Raw genomic sequence first — 20761 nt, 5'->3', positions numbered from 1 at the left:
CGTGCCTGGCGCCCGTCGGCCGAGGTACCAGTCCGACGACGCGTAGAACGCGAAGGGTGCTGGCCGAAGCCGCGACGAGTGCGATGTCGGCCCATGGCCTGTCGGCTGCCGCTACAGGTAGCGGCGGATGGGAAGTACCGCGGTCTCCCCCGCACGCCGCAGCAGCGAGCGTCGCTTCCACCGGCCGGGGTGTATCAGCTCGCTGACCTTGAGGTCCTCGTCGTAGTGCGCGTCGAGGGTCGCGGTGAACTCGGTGTCCATGACGGCGAGCATGACCTCCTCGTCGTGATCGAGGGAGCGGCGGTTGAAGTTGGTGGAGCCGATCAGGGAGACGACCCCGTCCATGGTCACGACCTTCGCGTGCATCATGGTCGGCTGGTACTCGTGGATGCGCACGCCGCAGGCGATCAGCGCCTCGTAGTGGCCCGCACCGGCCAGCTGGCACACGCGCTTGTCCGTGTGAGGGCCGGGCAGCAGGATCTCGACCGCAACACCGCGCCGTGCCGTGGCACACAGCAGGTCGACGAAGTACGTGTCGGGGGCGAAGTAGGCGGTGGCGAGACGGACCCTCTCCTCGGCCGATTCGAGGATCACGCGCATCAGGGTCTGCATGTCCTGCCAGCCGAAGCTGGCCGAGCCGCGGACCACCTGCACGATGGCGCCCCCGCTGGGCTCGTGGCTGACGAACCGGTCGCGTTCGTCGAAGAGTTCCGGGTGGCATTCGGCCCAGTTCTGCGCGAAGGCGGCGGCTATGCCGTCGACGGCGGGCCCGCGCACCTCGACATGGGTGTCACGCCACTCGCCGGGGTTGCGTGCGTCACCACACCATTCCTCGGCGATCCCGACACCTCCGGTGAAGGCCGTCTGCTCGTCGACCACGAGGACTTTGCGGTGGCATCGGTGGTTCTGCTTCAGAGGGGAGAGGTAGAGCGGTTTGCGGAACCATGCGACCTCCACCCCGCCCTCGCTCATCCGGTCCAGCAGGTCCTGCTCGATGAGCCGACTGCCGAAGCCGTCCAGGAGCAGCCGGACCCTCACCCCCGCGCGCGCCCGGTCGGTCAGGGCGTCGGCGAAACGCCCTGCGATCTCACCCCGCCAGTAGACGAAGGTCATCATGTCGATCGTGTGGCGCGCCCGGCCGATCGCGCCGAGCATCGCGGTGAAGATCTCGTCCCCGTTGTGCAGGGGCCGCACGCCGTTGCCCTCGGTGGCTGCAATGCCGATGAGCCGCTCAAGCCGTCGGCGGATACGCTGAATCCGCTCATCGGGCTGGTCACTCCCGGCAGGGGCATCCGCTGGTCTGGAGAACACTTGTGCTCGGTCGGTCATACCGCACTCCTCCGTCAAGACTTGGGGGCTCCGCCCTTCCCGAGTGCGTCAACGCCGCATACAGGGGCAGGCCGGGCCTTCTCCGTACTGCTTCCCCACCAGGACGTGTCCGGTGCGGCCTGGAGGGGCGTGTGTATCCGCAGGCACGGCCGTGAACCCGCTGTTCGTCTGGAAGCGGGCCCACGGCCGTGCCGTACGGGGACGTGCGGCATGACTACCAGCGGTACCAGCGGCCGCTGCTGCCCTTGGGCCGGGCGACGAATCCGATCAGCCACAGGACCAGCACCACGACGGCAGCCCACCACAGGACGTTCAGTGCGAAGCCGGCACCGAACAGGATGAGTACGAGCAGAAGAACGAGAAGCAGGGGAACCATAGATATCAACCTCCGAGGCGCCGTATGCCCCACCACTCTTCGGTCATGCGTGCGAGTTTCGCGGGGTTTCCCAGGCTGCGGATCGCGGGCCCGGTCCGCGCGCACGGGAGAAACGGACCGGCGCCTTCCGATGACCAACGACACGACTTGAGGTTTGCGGGCGGCGATCGGGAGCAGGCGTCGGTCAAGACCAATTCGGTTCATACAGGAGGAGGTCCCGATGTCGGGCACGGAGAAGAGCAAGGCGCACGTCGAGCAGGCCAAGGGCAAGGCCAAGGAGGCCGTGGGCCGCACGGTCGGCAACGAGCGGCTCACCGCCGAAGGCGTCACGGACCAGGCCAAGGGCAAGGCACGTGAGGCCAAGGAGGACGTCAAGGACAACCTCAAGCGCTGAGGAACCTCCCACGCGCCTCCGGGCCCCGACCTGATCCTCAGGTCGGGGCCCGGCCTTGTCAGGAGGAGGCCCTGCCCCAGGCCCTCTTCCGCGGCAGGGCACTTGAGGCTCCGGCGCACCCCGGCCTCGGCGTTCAGACCGCCGGCCCCGGGCAATGGATCCGACGGCAGCGAACCACCCACATCAGTGGGCCGAGTGGCTTCGCTCGCGTAAGGGAGGGAAGGCGGCCGAGGGGGCCGAGGGGCCAGAGAGGCCCGGAGAGGGCTGAGGGGGCTGAGGGGGCCGAGGGGGCTCAGGAAGCCAAGGGGGCCCGAGGGCCCAGGGGCTGCAGAGCCAACCAACTGGCCGTATATCGGACACAGTTCTCTGTCCTTCGGACAACAGATGGTCAAATCCTTGTTGCATACCTGTCAAACGATCTCCTTCGCTGGCACGCTCACAGCCGCACCACACCCCCCACACCCCCCACGCTTCTCAGCGAAGGAGCCCGCGTGACCCGCCAGCAGACCTCGCACCGCCGTACCACCACCACCGCCGCCCTGATCGCATCGGCCGCCATGGTCGTCGTCGGAGTCCAGACCGGACCCGCCAGCGCCGATGCCCAGCGTGAGGCCGGCGCGACCGCGCTCGTGCTCTCCGGCACGCAACGAGCCGCCGCCGTCCAGCAGGCCCAGGCCGGAGCGGCCGCCACGGCCAGGGCCATCGGCCTCTCCGACCAGGAGAAGCTCGTCGTCCGGGATGTCGTCAAGGACGCCGACGGCACGGTGCACACGCGGTACGAGCGCACCTACGAAGGCCTCCCCGTCCTCGGTGGCGACCTCGTCGTGCACCAGAAGAAGAACGGCGCGCGTGCCACCACCAAGGCGACCGCCGCCCGCATATCCGTGGCCGGCACCGCCGCCTCCGTCACCGCGTCGGCCGCCGGCAAGTCCGCCGCCGCCTCCTCCGACGCCCGGTCCGCCGCCCCCGCCTCGTCCCGCAAGGTGATCTGGGCGGCCACCGGCAAGCCGACGCTGGCGTGGGAGACGACCGTCACGGGCGTCCAGGCCGACGGCACCCCGAGCGAACGTCACGTCATCACCGACGCGACCTCGGGCAGGGAGCTGTACTCGTTCGAGGCGATCGAGACGGGCACCGGCCGCACCCAGTACAGCGGTCAGGTCACGCTCGGCACGGCTGCCTCGTACACCCTGACGGACACCGCGCGTGGCGGACACAAGACGTACGACCTGAACGGTGGCACCAACGGCACCGGGTCCCTCTTCACCAACGGCACGGACACCTGGGGCAACGGTCTGGCGACGAACCGGGAGACCGCCGCTGCGGACGCCCACTACGGCGCGGCCGTCACCTGGGACTTCTACAAGAACGAGCTCGGCCGCAACGGCATCCGCGGTGACGGCGCCGCCGCCTACTCGCGCGTCCACTACGGCAACGCGTACGTCAACGCCTTCTGGTCCGACTCCTGCTTCTGCATGACGTACGGCGACGGCGCCGGCAACACCAAGCCGCTGACCTCCCTGGACGTCGCCGGGCACGAGATGTCCCACGGCCTGACCGCCTCCACCGCGGGCCTGCGCTACAGCAAGGAGTCGGGCGGCCTCAACGAGGCCACCTCCGACATCCTCGGCACCTCGGTGGAGTTCTACGCGGCCAACACCACGGACGCCGGCGACTACCTCATCGGCGAGAAGATCGACATCCGGGGCAACGGCACCCCGCTCCGCTACATGGACAAGCCCAGCCGCGACGGCAACTCCGCCGACTACTGGTCGAGCAGCGTCGGCCGCCTCGACGTCCACTACTCCTCGGGCCCGGCCAACCACTTCTTCTTCCTCCTGTCCGAGGGCAGCGGCGCCAGGACGATCAACGGCGTCGCCTACAACTCCCCCACCAGCGACGGCTCCACCCTCACGGGCATCGGCCGCACGAAGGCCTACAAGATCTGGTACAAGGCCCTCTCCACGTACATGACCTCCTCCACCGACTACGCCGGTGCCCGCACCGCCACGCTCTCCGCGGCCACCGACCTCTACGGGGCGGGGAGCGCCGAGTACACCGCGGTCGCCAAGGCCTGGACGGCCATCAACGTCAAGTAGCACCCGGTGGGGGCGCCCGGCACGGACGAAGCCGGGCCCCCCCACTGCGCTCCTCGGGTGCTCCGACGCCATAGCCTCCGCGTCGGGTCGCGTGGCGCCGTCGATCTGCCAAGCTGGTGCAGGTGACAGCTGATGCGCGGCAACCCGCCAGGACCTCCGACGGACGGTACGTGATCGTCAACGGCAGACGCTGGCGGGCCACGGATCCCGAGATTCCGGAGAACATCGCCGCACGCCTGCGCTCTCACCTGATGGCGGCGCGCCGGGCGGTGGCGGAGGGCCCGGAGCCCATCTGACCCGTCGCGGCCCCTCCCGTACCGTCGTCGGCGGCCTCAGGCCCACCCTGGGTCGACGTCCCCCGCCTCGTCGGGGGCAGGCCGTCGCGGCCGCCGGGCCCAAGGCCGGTGCACTCGGCACTGTTTTCTCCCGGCACGGGCATCATCCGGCCGCGACGGGCAAAGCGGTCTGTCATGACGACGCAGACGGACACGGCCGCGAGACCTTCTCGGCTTCTGGTGCTGGTAACCGCGCAGGTGACTCTGATGGTCGGGCTGGGTCTGCTGTTGACCAGGGATCCGGTGGCCGGCCTGCTCACCCCGGTGGAGGACCGGGTCAGCCGCGGGTTCGCCGCCGGCCGCACCCACGTGGCCGACGCGGTGTCAGCCGGACTGTCGGTGCTGGCCGGGACCGAGTCGATCATCGCGGTCACGCTGCTCTGCGTGGCCGCCCTGCTTCTCCTGCCGGGTCCACCCCGGTGGGCGGAGGCCGTGTTCCTCGGCGCGTCGGTCGCCGTGCAGTCCGCGGTGTTCCTGGTCGTCACCGTCTGCGTGCAGCGGCCCCGCCCCGCCGTGCCCCACCTCGACGCGGCGCCGCCGACGTCGAGCTTCCCGTCCGGCCACGTCGGGGCCTCGGTCGCCCTGTTCGGAGGGCTGGCCGTGCTGGCGTTGACCCGTCTGCGGGGCCCCCGGCGGTACGTCGTCGCGGTCGCTCTGCTGCTCGTCCCTCCGCTGGTCGCGCTCTCTCGGCTGTACCGGGGCATGCACCACCCCACCGACGTCGTGGGCGGCCTGGTCAACGGCACGCTCACGCTTCTGGTCATCGGTTCCGTCATCCTCGCCGGTCGCACGCCGGACAGCGCCGACGACGACCGCAGCAGCCGGCCCTCCCCCGACCCGGCGCCCGCCGGGCCCCCGAGCCACCGGACGACCGGACGGGTCGTCGTCGTCCGCCATCCGCACGCCTGCGACGACCGGCTCGCCGACCGGGTGCGCGCCGTCCTGGAGTCCCACGGCCATCGAGATCAGCAGTGGACGACCACCACGGCCGAGCGGCCGAGCGGTGAGCTCGCCGAGGTCTGCGGCGCCCGAACGCCGAACAGGCGACTCTCGAATGAGACGACCCGGCTCGGGACGACCCCGCTCGGGACAACGACGAACGGGACAACGCCGAACGGAAACACGCCAGGCGGCGGAACCACCCCGGACGCGACCACCCCGGGCGAGGACCCCTCGGTCTCCGTCGGCCTGGTCGTCGTCTGCGGAGGGGACGGAACCGTACGGGCCTGCGCCGACGTGATGGCCGGGACCGGGATCCCGCTCGCCGTCGTGCCCTGCGGCACCGGGAATCTCCTCGCCCGCAACCTGGGGCTTCCCCTGGAGCCGGCAACCGCGCTGGACGACGCCCTCGGCGGGGACTGCTTCGGCATCGACGTGGGGCGCGTCTCCGGCGACCGCCTCGAGCCCGCCCGGTTCACCGTCATGGCGGGGGCCGGCTTCGACGCCGCGATGGTCCGCGACGCCTCACCGCGACTCAAGGCGCGACTGGGCTGGGCCGCCTACCTCCTCGCGGCGGCCCGGCACCTCCGCGATCCCCGCACCCGGGTGTCGCTCCGGGTGGACGGCGGACCGCGCCGTCGCCACCGGGCGCGCATGGTCGTCATCGGCAACGTCGGCACCCTGCAGGGCGGAGTCGAACTCCTGCCAGGGGCGCGCGCCGACAGCGGGCGGCTGGACGTCGTGCTCTTCGCCCCGGAGGGTGCGGCCGGGTGGCTCGCCGCGACCGGGCATCTGATGTCCCGGGCCCTGCGCCCGCGCTCCGCGGAGCCGCGACAGGAGGCAGGCACCGCGGCCGACACCGTGGAGGTCGGCCGACGGTCCGTCGCCGGCGGTGCGCTGACGTACTACCGCGGCCGACACATCGACATCCGGTTCGCAGGGGCGCAGCCCCGGGAGCTCGACGGGGACGCCGTCACCGACGGCCGGCGGCTGACCGTGGAGACCGAGCCGGGCGCGCTGCTCGTACGACTGCCGCGCGCTCCGGGGCCCTCTCCGGTCCGGGCCGCCGCCCGCGCCCCGCGCCGTACGACGAGGAGCGACGGCGTGCCACGGGCCGCCGGTGTCCCGGACCGTTCCGTTCCACTCGACGCCCTCGCGCCGCTCGCGCCGAGGCACACACAGTCAGGATCATGATGGGCACCGCCACGCGTGTACCGCAGAGACGTGACGTCCAGGGCGAGGAACTGTCCGGCGACGAGGCGTGGGCCGCGCTGCGCCGCTACGGAGGCTGGCGGCTGGCCCGGGACTCCTTCATACGGTTCCGCTACGCCGACGGTTTCAGCCACTCCCGCGCTCTGGCCCTGCAGACCGTGCTGTCCATCGTGCCGCTGGCCATCGCCGCCATCGGCCTGTCGAGCGTGCTGCACACCGAGGACATCGGCCGTGTCGCGGAACTGACGATACGCCGGATCACCAGCGGGCCGAGTCAGCAGCTGGTCGACGACGCCCTCCGCGAGAGCCGTCGCCACGCCGACGACGGCGGTGAGGCGGCTCTCTGGCTGGGGCTGCTCTTCTCCCTGGTGAACGTGACGACCAGCCTGTGCCAGGTGGAGCGCGGTGCCAATCGCATCTACGGGAACGAGCGCGACCGGCCGTTCCTCCACAAGTACGTCCGGGGGTTGGTGATGGCCGCGCTCGCCGGGTTCCCTCTGGGGCTCAGCTTCGTCGTCACGGTCCTCGGCAGCGATCTCACGCACTCGTTCGCGGAGGTCTACCACCTCGGGTCCGGCACCGTCCGAGCCTGGGAGGTCCTGCGCTGGCCGATCGGGATCCTGCTGGCCGTCCTGGCGACCAGCGCGATCTTCCGCCTCTCGCCGCGCCGTGCCCAACCGGGGTACACCTGGCTCGCCTTCGGCGCCGTCGTCTATCTGTTCCTGTGGATCACGGCGACCTGGGCGCTGAGCCTGTACGTCGGCGCCAGCGGCTCCTTCACCACCGTCTACGGGCCGCTGAGCGCGATCGTCTCCCTGCTCCTGTGGTCGTACCTGACCTCCCTCGCCCTCTTCCTCGGGCTCGCGTTCGCCGCGCAGCTGGAGGCCACGCGGGCGGGCGTGAAGGAGCCGGTGGGCCGGGACCCCGGCGTCTGACCCCATCCCCCGCGAGCCGGCTGCGGCTCTCCCTCATGACACGTAAGGAAGTCGGCTTCCCCATGGCACAGCGCACCACGCGAGTCCGAAGGCCCGGCGTGCGGGCCCTGCTCTCCCGGCACCGCAGTGCCGACGCGACCTTCGGGGCGCGGCTCGTCCTGGCGGCGATCGCCACGGCCGTGGTGGCCGTCCCCTTCGCGCTCGCGCTGGTCCTGGTCGAGTCCCGTTGGCCCCCGCTCCACCGGCTCGACCGGAGCACGGCGGAGCGGCTCCACCAGACCGCGCTCGAACACCCGGTCTGGGTGAGCGTCCTGGAGTTCCTCACCAGCTACGTGTGGGACCCGGTCACGATGCGCCTGCTGGTCGCCGTCGTGGTCGTGTGGCTGCTGACCCGTCGCGCGTGGCGGCTCGCCGCGTGGGCCTCCGTCACGGCGGTGGCCGGTGGTCTGATCGGCCTGCTGACGAAGCACGTGGTCGAGCGCGCCCGCCCGCACCTGCCGGATCCGGTGTCCCACGCTCCCGGCTTCTCCTTCCCCTCCGGCCACGCGATGACCGCGACCACCTCCTGCGCCGTCCTTCTGCTGGTCCTGCTCCCCCTGGTGCCCCGCGCCTGGCGCCCGCTCCCCTGGGCGCTGGCCGTCACCGCGGTCCTGGGAGTCGGGTACACCAGGGTCGCACTGGGGGTGCACTGGGTGAGTGACGTCGTCGGGGGGTGGCTGCTGGGCGTCACCGTGGTCACGGCGACGACCCTGGTCTTCGAGGCCTGGCGGCTCGACACCGGGCGCCGGCGCACGACGCCCGCGCAGGGCCTGGAACCCGAGATCTCCTCGACCGAGCCGGAACCGCCCCTGTCCCTGCGCGACGCTTCGGTTTCCTCGGACGAGCGGCGTGATCCGCCGGGAACGCATCGGTCCGGGTGACGGGAGGGCCCACGCTCACGTTGCGGCCGGCGGCGCACCTCGGGATCGGCTGGTCGGGGCCGATGCTCCGGCTCGGGGATGCCCTCCACCGGGCCGAGGAGGCGGTCGGGTCAGACGCGTGGCTCTCCGGCGGCGTGGTCCCCATCAGGCGCGAGACCGTGCGCTATGCGCCGTGGTGCCACGCCGGCCGTGGCGGCGTTCGGCCACGGGGGCCGAGCGCATCGACGAGCACGTTCCGGCCGCCGTCGTCCTGACGCTCATGGAAGGGCAGGCCCGCACGGATGCCTCACCGGCCGGCCTCCGTCTGCGACCAGACGTCGTTGAGGATCTTGTCGGCGAGATCCGGGTACGTGGGTGAGGAGACGTGCAGCCAGAGGAGGACTTCGAGCGGCACGGCCTCGTTCCTCCCCTGGTGATACGTCGCCTTGAGCGTCCGGTAGAGGTAGCCGGAGCCGGGGGAACGGTCGTGGGCGACCGTGCCGTGGTGGTCCCAGTCGGCCACGGTCCTGCCCGGGCGCCGGTCCGTGAAGGCCCGTCGTTCGGAAGCCGAGCAGGAGGCGCCGCAGCCGGCGAACACAACGTCCATGCGGAAGCCGGCAGCAGGGCCGCGGCTCACCGTGCAGGCGAGCCACCGTCCGGTGACGTCACCCGTGCCCGTACCCGTCTCCTGTCCTCCGTCTCCGTCTCCGTCTCCTTCTCCTTCTCCTTCTCCTTCTCCGGTGGAGCACCGCGCTTCGCGCGGCACTCGCAACCCCACCAGTTCGTCGAGCGCCACCACGCGGGCGGGATCGGCCTCCTCCCATGCGGCACCGCCGAGCCGGCCCGTCCGCTTCCTGTCGAAGACCCCGAAACGCGATGCGTCGGAGATGCCGCTCTCCGGGACACGTGTGAGGGGCCGCCCCTCGGGCACCGGCCCCGCCTGGAGGCCGTAGGTGAGACGAATGCGGTCGAGGACCTGTCGTACGAGCGTCTCCGCGGCCTCTCGGGCCTGCCGCTCGGTGCCGAACTCCAGCGCCACGTCCACGGCCACCAGCGCGTTCCCGACGCGGCCACGGGCCCAGCCGACAGGGATGTCCTCATCGGCGCGGCGCGACCGGGGATCGGGAGACGACGCCCACTCCGTACCCGCGGCCACAGACCAGCCGGTGCCGGAACTCCGTACCCGGGCATCCAACAGCCCGGGATGCTCCACCTCGTACTGCGCGCGCTCGGCACTGTCGGTCATCCCCGCTCCGGCGGCGAGGGCCACGGTCAGCACGACCTGCGTGTCGGGTCGCAGTGCGGACTGCTCCGTCGTCACGCAGGAGCTGCGGGCTCGGGCATGGCGGTCGTCGGCCCTTTTCGGCTGCCGGAAGCCGTCGTCGAGGAAATGCCGGGCGTCGGAGAAGATGTCCACGGGCTGCTGCCCACCGAAGCCTCTCCCCGGATGCCCCATGAGGGGACGCACGGACGAGAGCGGAAGCAGTTCGCAGGCCGGGGCGAGCATGCGGAGTGGTCCCATCGCACCGGGGGCCGAGAAGACCGAGCCGACCAGGAGGACCGCGGTGGTCGCGCCCATCGCCGCCGACAGCGCGCCGATGCCGAGACGCCGTGCCCGGCCCGTCCGGCCTGCCGCGTCCCGGGGCTCCGGCTCCGCTGCCAGGCTGCGCTGCAGTTCGATGTGCCGGAACCGGTAGAGGCCGCCGGTCTGCCGCAGCACTCCGCGACGGTGCGCGTCCGCGAGGAAGTCGGTGAGCTGCCGGGGCAGGCGTCCGGTCGAGGCGAGCCACCAGCGTGCCAGCGTGAAGCGACCCCACGCAGACATGGCGCAGCTCCACAGACACCACCACCCGGCCAGCGCGCCGAACACGGCGACCCAGCGCCAGGGGGTGACGGCGTCCGCGCCGCGCCCAAGGCCCCAGAACAGGAGGGTGGGGATCACCAGGACGGGCAGCGCCTTCTGCACGGACAGCATGCTCCGCGTGTGCGGGGAGGTGAAGGGAGCGAGGGCCAGCGTGGTGCGGCGGTCCTCGCGCAGCAGGGTGACGGGGTCACTCGCCTGCAGGTCGGCAGGCCGGCGGACGACGGCGAGTGCCCGTGAGACGGCCGCGAGCGGCGCGAACAGCAGGAACGAGGCGAAGAAGACGGCGACGCCGTTGCCGGATGCCACGGCCCAGATCCATACGGCGAGCCCAGCCACCGGAACCACCGCTGAGAGTACGGCTCCCACAGGCCTCCTTCGCAGGGAGTCGCGCACCTCACGGCGGGGCGAGTGGAGCCGATGCGGCGGACGGGCGACGGTTCCGTGCTCGCCGATCCAGTCGAGCGTCCCGGCGCACAGGGCCGCGACCAGCGTGAGAAGGCCCGCGCGGAGTCCGAGGCCCGGGACGGCCGACTCCCCCGGCGCGGGCAGGGCGGTGGCGGCGACCGCTGCCGCGAGGAGCAGTCCCAGAGGGAGGGAGACCAGCAGGGCACGGAAGGTCCACGGCACCTGTTCTTCGAGGCGCCACCAGGCGATGTCCTGCCCGGTGCCGCGGGCGAGACGGACCAGGTAACCGCGGGCGCGACCCGGCGTCACGCGGTCGTGCCGGCCCGGAACGGCGGCCGGGTCCGGCTGGTAGGCGGTGTCGACGAAAGCGCTCAGCAGATGCCGTTCCACTGCCTCCCGGGTGGTGAGGTCGCTCTGTTCCAGGAGCTCGTCGGGATGCGCGGTGGTGTCGCTGTACACGGCTCGGGCCAGGGAGACCATGAGCGGAGTGCGCAGAACCTCGCGCAGACGCCGCGCCGCGGAATCGCAGGAGTCCGGGGCTGCGGAGTCTCGGGCGCCGGAGTCCGGGGCGCTGAAGTCCGGGGCTCCGGAGGGTCGGGCGCCGGAGTCCAAGGCGCTGGAGGCTCGGGCGCCGCACGCTCGGGCGCTGGACTCCGGGGCCGGGAACGCGTCGACGGCGGCGATCCGCTCCAGAACGCGGTCCCACTTCGTCGTGGAGTCGTCCCGTTCCCGACTGGTGCGCGGCAGGTACGCGCGCAGCTCGTCCGGTTCCAGCGGCTGGAGCTGGACGGCCGCCGCCTTGGGGATACGGAGTTCGCCGGCGTTCACCGCCTCGGTGAACTCGGCGGTACGGCTGGTGAGGACGAAACGGCCGGACGGAAGCAGACTTCTGCACAGTTGAGCCAGCGCCTTGGAGCGTGTGGCGTCGGGGAGTTCATCGAAGCCGTCCAGAACGGGCAGGACACGCCCGGACGTGATGAGGCCGTGAGCGATGGCACGCGCGGAGCCGGGGAAGCCGTCGTCCGCCAGGACCCAGGCATGCGTCTGGGCGAGCCATCCGGCCGCCCACCACCACAGAGGCGTCCCCTCTCCGGGGTCCCACGACGAGACCGGGAACACGACGGGAACCGGATCGCCGGGCTTGCGCCGTGCCAGCAGCCCCGCCGCCAGGTGGAGGACCAGCACCGACTTTCCGGCACCGGCCTCGCCCAGGATCACGAGGCGGCCGTGCGGCAGGCTCTCGTATGTCCGGACGATGTGGGAGAAGGAGCCGTCGAGCCGGGGCACGGCCTCGCCGGCGCCCGCGAAGTTCACCGCGTGGTCGCCGAGACCGCTCGGAGCCTCCGCCCAGCGCACCGGCAGCGGACCGGGATCGTCGATGCGCACGGCGGCCTGGTCCCGCGCGTACTGCTCGGTGAGGGTCCGCGCCAGCGACGAGGCCGCCTGGCGCAGCTCCTGCTCCGATGGAGGCTGCTCGGGCCGACGCCGGAGGCGTGACCGTCCGAGAACGACCCCGATCGCGGCACCCAGAACGAGACATGCCACAGCGACCCACCGGTCCGTGGTCTCCGAACCGAGCACCGCACCGTTCCCGGCGAGACCGACGGCGAGCAGGCAACCCATGAGAACGGCCCACGCGGGCTTGGTCCGTTCCCGGCGCGGTGACGGGGACGGCGGCGGGTAGATCGTCTCGCCGGTCCGGTACGCGTGCACGACCAGGGCGGGTGCGCCCCCGTCCGCGTGCGGGACGTGGAAGTGCACCTGCTCGGCGTGGTGGAAGGCCACGCTTCCGCGGTCGGCGCGGACCGTGACGGCCTGGTGGGGAGCCGCCTCGCCGTCACCGCCGGAATGGTCACCGCCGTCACCGCCGTCACCGCCGTCAACGCCGACATGGTCGTCGCCGTCGTCGGAGTCGCCGTCGGCGCCGCTCTCGTCGATGCGGGGTGGGCTTGGGTCTGCTGGTGCCGGTCCGTTCAGCCCCGAGTCGGATCCGGCGCCGGAGGGCCGGAGAGGTTCACATCCCCGTTCACGACGCCGGCCGCGACCGATCCCCGGTCGGCGTGAATCCGGATGTCGCCCTGTGCCACGATCCCGCCCGCGCCCGTCGTCACGGAGCCGGGCGGAGCGTGGTGCCGCAGCAGTCCGCGCAGTGCTTCTGCCGCCTCGTCCCGTTCGTCTTCTCGCAGCCCTTCGAGCAGTTCCTCGATGCGGGACCGCCACACCGCGTCGTGCCCGACACGCGCACGTTCCGCGGTCGCCTCGCCGTCGTCCTGTGCGTCCGCGAGCTCTGCGGCGGTACGGTCCAGCCGCTCCAGTTCGGCCCGCCGGCACTGCTCGTCACCGCGCCCGAACCACTGCGCCAGCGCCTGCCGCAGCCCGGTCCACGCATCCGTGCCCGCGGCCTGCACCACCGCGGCCCCGCCCATACCGGCAAGCGCTACCAGGGCCTGCTCCAGCATCTCCGTCCCCTCCTCGCGCCCGGCCGTACGAGCCCCACCGTATCGCGTAACTCGCCCGTCTCGCCCGGCACATGGGATTCCACGATCCGCCTCACTCTGTCGGATCTGCTGCTGTCAGGTCTGCCGCTGTCGGCGCGCCTTCGTCAGGTGCCGATGTTCCCTCCGCCGGCGGAAGACTCTGGCGGGCACGGACCATGTCGGCGCGCGCATGGACAAGCAGAGCGAATGCCTTCACAACGCCTGCGATGCTGAACCCGACGGCTGTCGTCAGTCCGCCGATCGCGGTGAGGAGCTGCGCTGTGTCCGACGGGTCGAACTGCCGGCGCTGGAGGCTTTCCAGTACGTCGTGTGTGGCGAAACCGGCGATGACGTATCCGGCCACCGCGAGGGCGAACAGCCCAGCCACGGCGTACGCTTCCGCACGCCGGACGGCACGCCGTCCCCGTTGACGCTGCCGTGCCCTCTCGCGCTCTCCGGTCTGCTGATCCGACTGCTGCGTCTCACGGCGCCGGGCGACGAACGCATTCCACACCAGGTTGTCCGGCCTGGCCGGAACCAGGCCCTTCGACGTCACATCGCCTTGCGCGCGCTCCATCTCCAGCTCGACTTCGGTACCGCCGCCGGGCGCCGTGCGCAGCCGGGCGCTGCCGCCGTGGCGTCGCATGCGGCCGATGATCGATTCTCGTACGCCCGTTCTGTCGTCAGGTACCGTCTCCAGATCGAAGCCGGGCCCGCGGTCGCGCACCGAGACGAAGACCGTGCTCCCCTCCACTTCGGAGTACACCTGGACGGCCTCGTCCTCACCGCCGAACTTGGCGGCGTTCACCATGGCCTCGCGCGCGGCCAGCATCTGCGCGGTCACCTTCTCGTCGAGCGGGCAGTCTCCGATGACGACGACGACCACAGGGACACCGTGCACGCCCTCGACGTCAGCGGCGACCAGTCGCAGCGCCTCGCGCAGTGTCGCAGGCTCCTCAGCTCGGCCCGGCAACCAGCTTGCCTCGTCCTGCATCATTCGTTCTCCCCCTGCACCGGAGCCTCAGCTTCACTCGGCCGAGAGCCTGGCCCCACCGACCAGACGCCGACCGCCGAATACTCGCCTCACTGTAGGAGTACGCCGAAGGCAATTCAGCGGCGTGAAGTACGAGTTGACCGAGCGAACCGAACACCACGTCTCGGCGGGATCGGCCTCACGACAAGCACGGCCACGCCACGGTCAACCCGAACACCGAGGCAGCCAGCCGGAGATCAGGCCTTGACGTTCGGCGTACGAGCGGTGATTCCACGCCTGTCGGCGAGCCGAGCAGCTATCAGACAGAACGCCGGTGCGAAGATCAGCTCGGAGACCAGAGCCTCCCAGGGGGCATCCGCGGCGGTACTCTCGTCGGCCAGCTCCCCGAAGACCGCCGAGAGCGAGAAGGCGATCAGATTGTTCACCGTGTGCACGGCGATGACGGCCTCCAGGCCGCCCGTACGGATGGTGAGCCAGCCCCACCAGGCTGCCGAGTAGCACAACAGCAGGAACCCCGACAGCTGTCCGAAACCGTGGGCGAAGGCGAACAGCAGCGAGGCGACGGCGACTCCGGGCCAGGGCGAGCGCAGGAATCCCCCGAACAGCTGGACCAGCCAGCCCCGGAAGACGAACTCCTCAGCCGCGGCCTGGAAGGGGACGAGCGCCCACAGCACCAGAAGACTCAGCAGAAGCTCGGACCAGCCGGGGGTCTCGCCCATCGCGGTCTCAGAGCCGTCCTGGAACAGGCTCCATGCAAGCAGCAGAAGGTTCTGGAGGACGAGGACGAAGGCGGCCAGCCCGAGGCACCATCCCAGCCAGGACCACCGTAGCCGTCCGGCGACCGACGCGACGGTACCGGCGGGCCGTTTCCCGCTCACGCGGACGGCGATCAGCACGGCCGGGATCCACACGGCAAGGCTCACGAGCAGTACCGCGTTGTCGAACAGCGGATCGGCGAAGATGCTGTCGCTGTCGTCCGGGGCCCACGCGAGTCCCAGAAGCATGCCGATGACGGCAGAGCCGCCCAGTACACCGATCATCCCGGCCAGCATCAGCGCGAGGGCGAGGAAGAACTCCCCCACCCGCGCCCAAGCCCCTTGCCTCCCGTTGCGCCCCTGCTCGTGGTACGCGGCCCCCGGCGGCGCAGCCACCGGGCCGGGCGCGCGTGTCGGCGGCACGGGAGTCCGAGGGCCCCACGCGACCGGTGGAGCAGGCCAGGGCTGCGCCCCCTGCGCAGGGGGCGTCCAAGGGTCCTGGGGGTGGTGGGGAGGTCCTGGTATCGGGTCGGACATCGTCTGCTTTCTGGAGACTTGCGAGCGAGACGGTTCGGCCAGCTACCGGGGCACTGCGCTACGGTTCGCCGAACTCACGACGTCCCAGCGTACGGGCTAGGACTTGTCCGGGCGATCTCTGAGGCAACGGTGCCCAACACCCGTGAATCTCGCTATCGAAGGTCTCGCCGAGTGAGGTAGAAGGGCGGCATGGATACGGCCCTACTTGAGCAGATGCTGGACGAGACCTTCGATCACGCTGTCGTGCACCACGGATACACCAACTACATGCGCGACTACGAGGTCATCGTCTACGCGACGGCTGATCCCCGTGCTGGCATCGCGCCGTCCCACCTGCGGTATCTCTTCCGCTACTGCGTTGAGGCCCGGTGTGAGACGTCGGTGCCGGCGGAGACCTGGCGGGTCTCCTTGGACGACCGGCTCATCGACCACGAATCCGGTGGCGGCCTCGACGGATACGCCTGGGGCGTGAAGTGGCACGCCTTGTACCCGGGAGCCAAACTACTTCCTGAGTCCGAGGCGACCCGCCGCTGGTCGAAGGCCCTCGGGATCGACTTCCACGAGGTACGCATTGAAACCAGTGCGCACAACCTGACCTTGCTCTTCTCGGACCTTCAGGTGAACGAGGTCCCGGTTGGATACGGACCCTTCGTCACGGAGTAGGGACCAGGGTTCGTGTGATCTTGTGACTGCCGTCTGTCCGGGTCGTTCTTCCTGTCATGGGGCGGGGGTGATCTGAGTGATGCGGAGTGGGAACGGTTGCGGCCGTTCCTGCCGGTCAGCAACAGGCGCTGTGGCCGGTGGCGGGACCACCGGCAGGTGATCGACGGGATTCTGCACCGGGTGCGGACCGGCGTGCAGTGGCGTGACCTGCCCGAACGGTTCGGGCCATGGAAGACGGTTTACAAACGGCACCGGCTGTAGTCGGCCGACGGGACGTGGGAGCGTCTGCTCCAGTAGGTCCAGGCCGCGGCCGACGCCGCAGGCGAGATCCACTGGGACGTCTCCGTCGACTCCACCATCGTGCGGGCGCATCAGCATGCCGCGGGCGCCCGCACCGACCCACCGCCCGCCCCCGCCTCAAAGGGGGCCGAACAGTCAGAACATCAGGACGAAACGCCGTGGCAGAGCCTGCACGCCCGCCTGGTGGAGGTGGTGCAGGAGACGAGGGCCTGGGCCGCTCGTGCGGCGGCTTCACCACCAAGCTCCACCTGAGCGCGGATGGCCGCTGCCGCCCACTGTCCCTGATCGTCACGCCGGGCCATCGGGCTGACTGCACGCAATTCAAGCCGGTTCTGGAGAAGATCCGTGTCCCGAAGATCGGGCCGGCCCCGCAAGAAGCCCGACAGCGTCGCACTGACAAGGCCTACAGCAACCGACCCTGCCGCGAGTACCTGCGACGCCGGGGCATCAGGCATACCATCCCGGAGAAAACCGACGGCCAGGCAGCCCGGCTCCGCAAAGGCTCACACGGCGGCCGGCCACCCGGCTTCAACGAAGAGCGGTGCAAGAAACCCAACACCGTCGAACGGGCCATCAACCGGCTCAAGCAGCACCGAGCCTTGGCCACCCGCTACGACAAGCGCCGGTACGTCTACCTCCGCACCGCAACCGCCGCAGCCGTCACCATCCGGCTCCGCACGTGATCCGCCCGGACAAGTCCTTGGTCCCGTTCACAGCGCGGCCTGCGGCGGCTCGTCTCCCTCGGCCCCTCTGCGGCTCGTCTCCCTCGGCCCCTCCCCGACTCGTCTCCCTCGGCCCCTCTCCGCAGCCTCACGAACCCTGCGGTGTCAGATCCAGAAGACTTGGCCTCGGAGCCCCTCCACCCGGCCGGCGATCCGCCGGGGCAGTCATCGGCCTTCTTTGTTGAACCATCCGAGCGACCGGATGACGGACGCGCCGAGAAAGAGGATGCCGAGAGGGACGATCGTGAACCAGACGGCATTGGCTTTCACGGCCGCGAGCAGGGCGATGGCGCCGATGGCCAGCGCCAGGAGCACGAGCATGCCCAGAAGGACGCGAATCTTGGAAACCACCGGAGGACGCTCCAATGTTGGACGGGGATCTCTGCACTGAACGGCCGCTGCTGCCCGTCGGGTCACCGGCGGCGGTTGCCGAGCAGGGAGGCAGCGATCTTCCCGGCTCGACACCCACGGCTCCGCCAGGAAGGCCATGACGGAGCCTCGCATCGCCGGCTCCCTGATGCATCAGTCGAACTACGTAGTTCCCACACGTAGTTCCAACGGCATGGCACGGGTCGGGGACCGGCTGTTCGGGCAACGTGCCGGCGCGGCCGGGAAACCTGGAGACCTTCGGCGGCACGTTCCCACCCCGGCCTTGCGACACCTTTCGCCTGCCTGGGACGACAGCCAGGCGCGCCAGAGCCACGGGCGCACGTCCCGCAGCGCCGCAGGCCCACATCCCCGCATTCGCACTCTTGCGCACCGTCGAACACGACTACGAATGCGTGCCGCGGTCCGGGGCAGAAGGGCGCCATGGCAGCGACAGAGGAGACGAGTGTGAGCGGTACGGACAGACAGAAATCCGCGCGCGACGAGACACACGAGGAACGGGCGGACCGTCGGTGGACGGAGCTCATGCAGGAGATACGGGTCGCGCAGACCGGCGTGCAGATCATGCTGGGCTTCCTGCTCACCGTGGTCTTCACCCCGACCTTCAGGGGCTTGGGACAGACCGACAAGACGATCTACCTCATCACGGTCGTGCTCGGTTCCCTGGCGACCGGGGCCCTCATAGCACCGGTGGCTTTTCACCGCATCGTGTCGGGGCAGAACCTCAAGCCCCAGGGCGTCGCCTGGGCCTCGCGACTCACCTTCACCGGCCTCGTACTGCTCCTCGCCACGCTGACGTCCTCGCTCTTCCTGATCCTGCGCGTGGCGACGCACGACCGATACGTACCGTGGCTCGTGGCCGGGGTCGTGACCTGGTACCTGTGCTGCTGGTTCGTCCTGCCCTACTGGGCACGCTTCCGCTACGCGAGCAGCGACGAGGACTGACCTGGGCCAGTGCGGAACCGGGCGCCCCGTCCTCGCCCCAGGCGGCGGGTGGATCTCCTGCAGGCTTCGGAGTTGTACGCGGGCCGGCGCTGGTGGCGCGGGAGCATCGCGCTCGCCGCCTGCTGCTGCAGGTAGCGGCGGACGGGGCGTACCGAGGCCACCCCGGCGCGCCGCAGTAGCGAGCGTCGCTTCCACCGGCCGGGACGTATCAGCTCGCTGACCTCAAGGTCCTCGTCGTCATGCGCGACGAGGGCCGAGGTGAACTCGGTGTCGCCCCCGATCGCCGGGGCTCGTTGGGTGATTGGCCGCCATGAACTGCCCGACTTCCAGTGGGAGTTCGTGTGCCCCTTGGCGCAAGGGATCGCAGCACACCAGGAGCGCAGCGACGGCCACCCGGCCCATCCGGAGGCCCTTCACGCGTCCTGCCCAGCGCGCCCGGAGTTCGTCGGCGTCGGCGTTGTCGGTCCCCGGTGTTAGCGTCGACCCCATGGCGAACCGTTCATACCTCTACTCCGCGGACTCGATGCCCAACGAGGCGGAGATCCTCAAGCAAGTCCGATGCATCTCCGAGCACAACTGGGACATCCCGCTCGCGCACAAACTCATGGTGGGGCACGGAACGACGGTCGTCCCGTCCATGATCTGGAGCCCTCCCATCGGCATCGCCGCGGACTACGCCGCCGGGGCGGCCCTGCTCCTCGACCTCCTGCGCGCTGTCGGGAAGGGCCTGGAGGACGACGCCGAGTTCACCGAATGCATTGCCAGGACCGCGGCGCATCTCGAGAAGCAGCAGGCGAAGTACTTCATCCTTGAGACCGGGGAGATCGTCTCGCTGTCGGATGCCGATCCGGTAGCGAGTGTGCAGCGCCTGGCATCCCAGGACATCCCCGACGCCGTCTCCGACGCCGAAGCAGCGATCGCCGGCCAGAACGACGACTGGCTGGCCTCGCTCCGAACCGACTGGGAGAAGCACTTCGCGTCCTTCTACAGCGAGGCGCTGTACTTCTCCTTCCCCAACTGACAAGGCCCAAGGCGCGCTCCCTGGCGACTCCGGCCCGATCCGAAGGACACGACCTGGTGGTCGCGCTCGCCAGGGGCCCGGTGGGGGGAGCAGCTCTCTAGCCGCTCCCCCACCGGTGTTGGCGCAGCCTTCGGCCGGGCCACGCAGAGGTGAGGCCGCCGACGCAAGGGTGCTGTGCCATCGGCGGAACGTGACTCAGACGGCTCAGCCGCTGCACATACGCCAGCTGGAGACTGGCTCAACCAGGCTCGACCTGATATGCGTTGATCATGAATACAGACGTTCTCGACCCGATGGAACGCCTGCTCGCAGAGCGGGCATGTGAGCGGCTGGTCATCGAGTTCGTCCACCGGCTGGACCTCGGAGATCCGGGCTCGGTGGCGGAACTCTTCACCCCGGACGGCACCTGGCAATGGCCCGCCGGCGACCGCCGTATCAACGGTCGCGACGCCCTGCGCCTCTACTTCGGCAGCCGGCCCGCAGACCGGCTCTCACGCCGTATATGCACCAACATCCTGGTCACTGTGGACTCTGCGGCCACCGCCACCGCCCTCACCTACTTCACCACTTATCGTGTCGACGGCTACAGCGAGGGCCTCGTGCCGCCACAACCCCCTGTCCAGGTAGGGCACTACGAAGACACCCTCCGCAAAGTCGACGCCACCTGGCTGATCACCACCCGGACTCTCCACCTCGCCTTCGCCGGCCCCACCGAACGCCTCGACGAGCCCGCCCAGTCATGACGAAGGGTTCCAGCCAACGGTTCGTCAAGGGTCCCGCACCACGGGAAGTGCCCCTCCGCGGAATGTGAGCCAGAACCGCCCGTCTCAACCGCAGGAACAAGTCGACGGCTGCGGAAGAGCGGCGTGCTCACGGGCCTTCAGTCAGAGGACGGAGGGTCGGAGCGTTTGACGGCCCGGCCGACGAGCACAGCCAGCGGGATCACGACTGCGACGTAGACCGCGCAGATCGCTGCTGCCGTAGTGCTGGTGAACACCAGGAGGACAAGCCCTCCGAGGAGGAGGGCCACGGTGAGTGTCAGGAGAAACACGCGCATGAGAGATTCAACGACCAAAGCAGCCTGAGGGCCTCGACGACGTCCAACGACTTCTTACCAGGGTACGCGCCGATCGCGGAGCCGCTGCGGCCGAAGCGCCCGCCGTCAAGGGAGTC

At 70.4% G+C, this 20761-nt stretch carries 17 protein-coding genes and 2 pseudogenes; 11 read left to right on the top strand and 8 right to left on the bottom strand.

All coding sequences use genetic code 11. The features are described from left to right. Positions 1 to 111: 111 nt before the first annotated feature. Complete coding sequence (locus ACIP84_RS15770) at positions 112 to 1329, bottom strand: phosphatidylserine/phosphatidylglycerophosphate/cardiolipin synthase family protein (protein ID WP_401798255.1); 1218 nt, start codon at positions 1327 to 1329, stop codon at positions 112 to 114. 214 nt (positions 1330 to 1543) lie between these two features. Next, the gene (locus tag ACIP84_RS15765; RefSeq protein WP_355969994.1) at positions 1544 to 1705 is read right to left on the bottom strand and encodes a hydrophobic protein; all 162 of its coding nucleotides are present in this window, start codon (positions 1703 to 1705) and stop codon (positions 1544 to 1546) included. 220 nt (positions 1706 to 1925) lie between these two features. Here ACIP84_RS15765 and ACIP84_RS15760 point away from each other — a divergent pair, with 220 nt between their 5' ends. The 6 genes from ACIP84_RS15760 to ACIP84_RS15735 all read left to right on the top strand — a co-directional run bounded on the left by ACIP84_RS15760 (position 1926) and on the right by ACIP84_RS15735 (position 8539). After that, positions 1926 to 2099, top strand: coding sequence for a CsbD family protein (locus tag ACIP84_RS15760; RefSeq protein WP_355969996.1), 174 nt, complete (start codon positions 1926 to 1928; stop codon positions 2097 to 2099). A gap of 557 nt (positions 2100 to 2656) precedes the next feature. Continuing rightward, entirely contained in the window at positions 2657 to 4198 is a 1542-nt protein-coding gene (locus ACIP84_RS15755; protein ID WP_401798367.1) for a M4 family metallopeptidase, read from the top strand. Between the two features lie 122 nt (positions 4199 to 4320). Next, positions 4321 to 4494: a hypothetical protein gene (locus ACIP84_RS15750; protein ID WP_401798378.1), complete on the top strand. Its 174-nt coding sequence runs from the start codon at positions 4321 to 4323 to the stop codon at positions 4492 to 4494. Positions 4495 to 4740: 246 nt separating this feature from the next. Continuing rightward, positions 4741 to 6666 carry a phosphatase PAP2 family protein gene (locus tag ACIP84_RS15745; protein WP_401798254.1) on the top strand — a complete coding sequence of 642 codons (1926 nt, stop codon included), beginning with the start codon at positions 4741 to 4743 and terminating at the stop codon, positions 6664 to 6666. After that, positions 6666 to 7619 carry a YihY/virulence factor BrkB family protein gene (locus ACIP84_RS15740; protein ID WP_355964652.1) on the top strand — a complete coding sequence of 318 codons (954 nt, stop codon included), beginning with the start codon at positions 6666 to 6668 and terminating at the stop codon, positions 7617 to 7619. The genes ACIP84_RS15745 and ACIP84_RS15740 overlap by 1 nt, the downstream gene beginning before the upstream one ends. A gap of 62 nt (positions 7620 to 7681) precedes the next feature. Continuing rightward, complete coding sequence (locus ACIP84_RS15735; protein WP_355964648.1) at positions 7682 to 8539, top strand: phosphatase PAP2 family protein; 858 nt, start codon at positions 7682 to 7684, stop codon at positions 8537 to 8539. Between the two features lie 286 nt (positions 8540 to 8825). Here the strand turns inward: ACIP84_RS15735 and ACIP84_RS15730 are convergent, their stop codons facing one another. The 4 genes and pseudogenes from ACIP84_RS15730 to ACIP84_RS15715 all read right to left on the bottom strand — a co-directional run bounded on the left by ACIP84_RS15730 (position 8826) and on the right by ACIP84_RS15715 (position 15340). Then, positions 8826 to 12572: an NACHT domain-containing protein gene (locus ACIP84_RS15730; protein WP_401798253.1), complete on the bottom strand. Its 3747-nt coding sequence runs from the start codon at positions 12570 to 12572 to the stop codon at positions 8826 to 8828. A gap of 188 nt (positions 12573 to 12760) precedes the next feature. Beyond that, positions 12761 to 13246, bottom strand: a complete 486-nt coding sequence (locus ACIP84_RS15725) for a hypothetical protein (RefSeq protein WP_401798252.1) — start codon at positions 13244 to 13246, stop codon at positions 12761 to 12763. A 580-nt stretch (positions 13247 to 13826) separates the two neighbouring features. After that, positions 13827 to 14225 (bottom strand): annotated as a pseudogene (locus ACIP84_RS15720) (ATP-binding protein); the annotation flags it as partial. Positions 14226 to 14494: 269 nt separating this feature from the next. Beyond that, the gene (locus tag ACIP84_RS15715; protein WP_401798251.1) at positions 14495 to 15340 is read right to left on the bottom strand and encodes a lysostaphin resistance A-like protein; all 846 of its coding nucleotides are present in this window, start codon (positions 15338 to 15340) and stop codon (positions 14495 to 14497) included. Positions 15341 to 15739: 399 nt separating this feature from the next. On the opposite strand from ACIP84_RS15715, the gene ACIP84_RS15710 reads away from it, so the two are divergent. After that, on the top strand, positions 15740 to 16213 hold the full coding sequence (locus ACIP84_RS15710) for a hypothetical protein (protein WP_401798250.1): 474 nt from the start codon (positions 15740 to 15742) through the stop codon (positions 16211 to 16213). A 51-nt stretch (positions 16214 to 16264) separates the two neighbouring features. After that, positions 16265 to 17196 (top strand): annotated as a pseudogene (locus ACIP84_RS15705) (IS5 family transposase). 204 nt (positions 17197 to 17400) lie between these two features. On the opposite strand, the gene ACIP84_RS15700 reads toward ACIP84_RS15705, so the two are convergent. After that, positions 17401 to 17586, bottom strand: a complete 186-nt coding sequence (locus ACIP84_RS15700; protein ID WP_209498731.1) for a hypothetical protein — start codon at positions 17584 to 17586, stop codon at positions 17401 to 17403. A gap of 459 nt (positions 17587 to 18045) precedes the next feature. Between ACIP84_RS15700 and ACIP84_RS15695 the strand changes: the two genes are divergently transcribed. The 3 genes from ACIP84_RS15695 to ACIP84_RS15685 all read left to right on the top strand — a co-directional run bounded on the left by ACIP84_RS15695 (position 18046) and on the right by ACIP84_RS15685 (position 20331). After that, positions 18046 to 18567, top strand: coding sequence for a DUF6328 family protein (locus ACIP84_RS15695; RefSeq protein ID WP_355964642.1), 522 nt, complete (start codon positions 18046 to 18048; stop codon positions 18565 to 18567). Positions 18568 to 19054: 487 nt separating this feature from the next. Beyond that, the gene (locus tag ACIP84_RS15690) at positions 19055 to 19588 is read left to right on the top strand and encodes a hypothetical protein (RefSeq protein WP_401798249.1); all 534 of its coding nucleotides are present in this window, start codon (positions 19055 to 19057) and stop codon (positions 19586 to 19588) included. A 269-nt stretch (positions 19589 to 19857) separates the two neighbouring features. Continuing rightward, positions 19858 to 20331, top strand: a complete 474-nt coding sequence (locus tag ACIP84_RS15685; protein ID WP_401798248.1) for a nuclear transport factor 2 family protein — start codon at positions 19858 to 19860, stop codon at positions 20329 to 20331. Between the two features lie 137 nt (positions 20332 to 20468). On the opposite strand, the gene ACIP84_RS15680 is transcribed toward ACIP84_RS15685, so the two are convergent. After that, on the bottom strand, positions 20469 to 20645 hold the full coding sequence (locus ACIP84_RS15680; protein WP_401798247.1) for a hypothetical protein: 177 nt from the start codon (positions 20643 to 20645) through the stop codon (positions 20469 to 20471). Between the last annotated feature and the right edge of the window lie 116 nt (positions 20646 to 20761).

This window comes from Streptomyces sp. NPDC088707, from assembly GCF_044752725.1.
GTDB lineage: Bacteria > Actinomycetota > Actinomycetes > Streptomycetales > Streptomycetaceae > Streptomyces.
The sequence above is the reverse complement of the archived record's forward strand: the minus strand, read 5'-3'. Positions and strand labels throughout refer to the sequence as shown.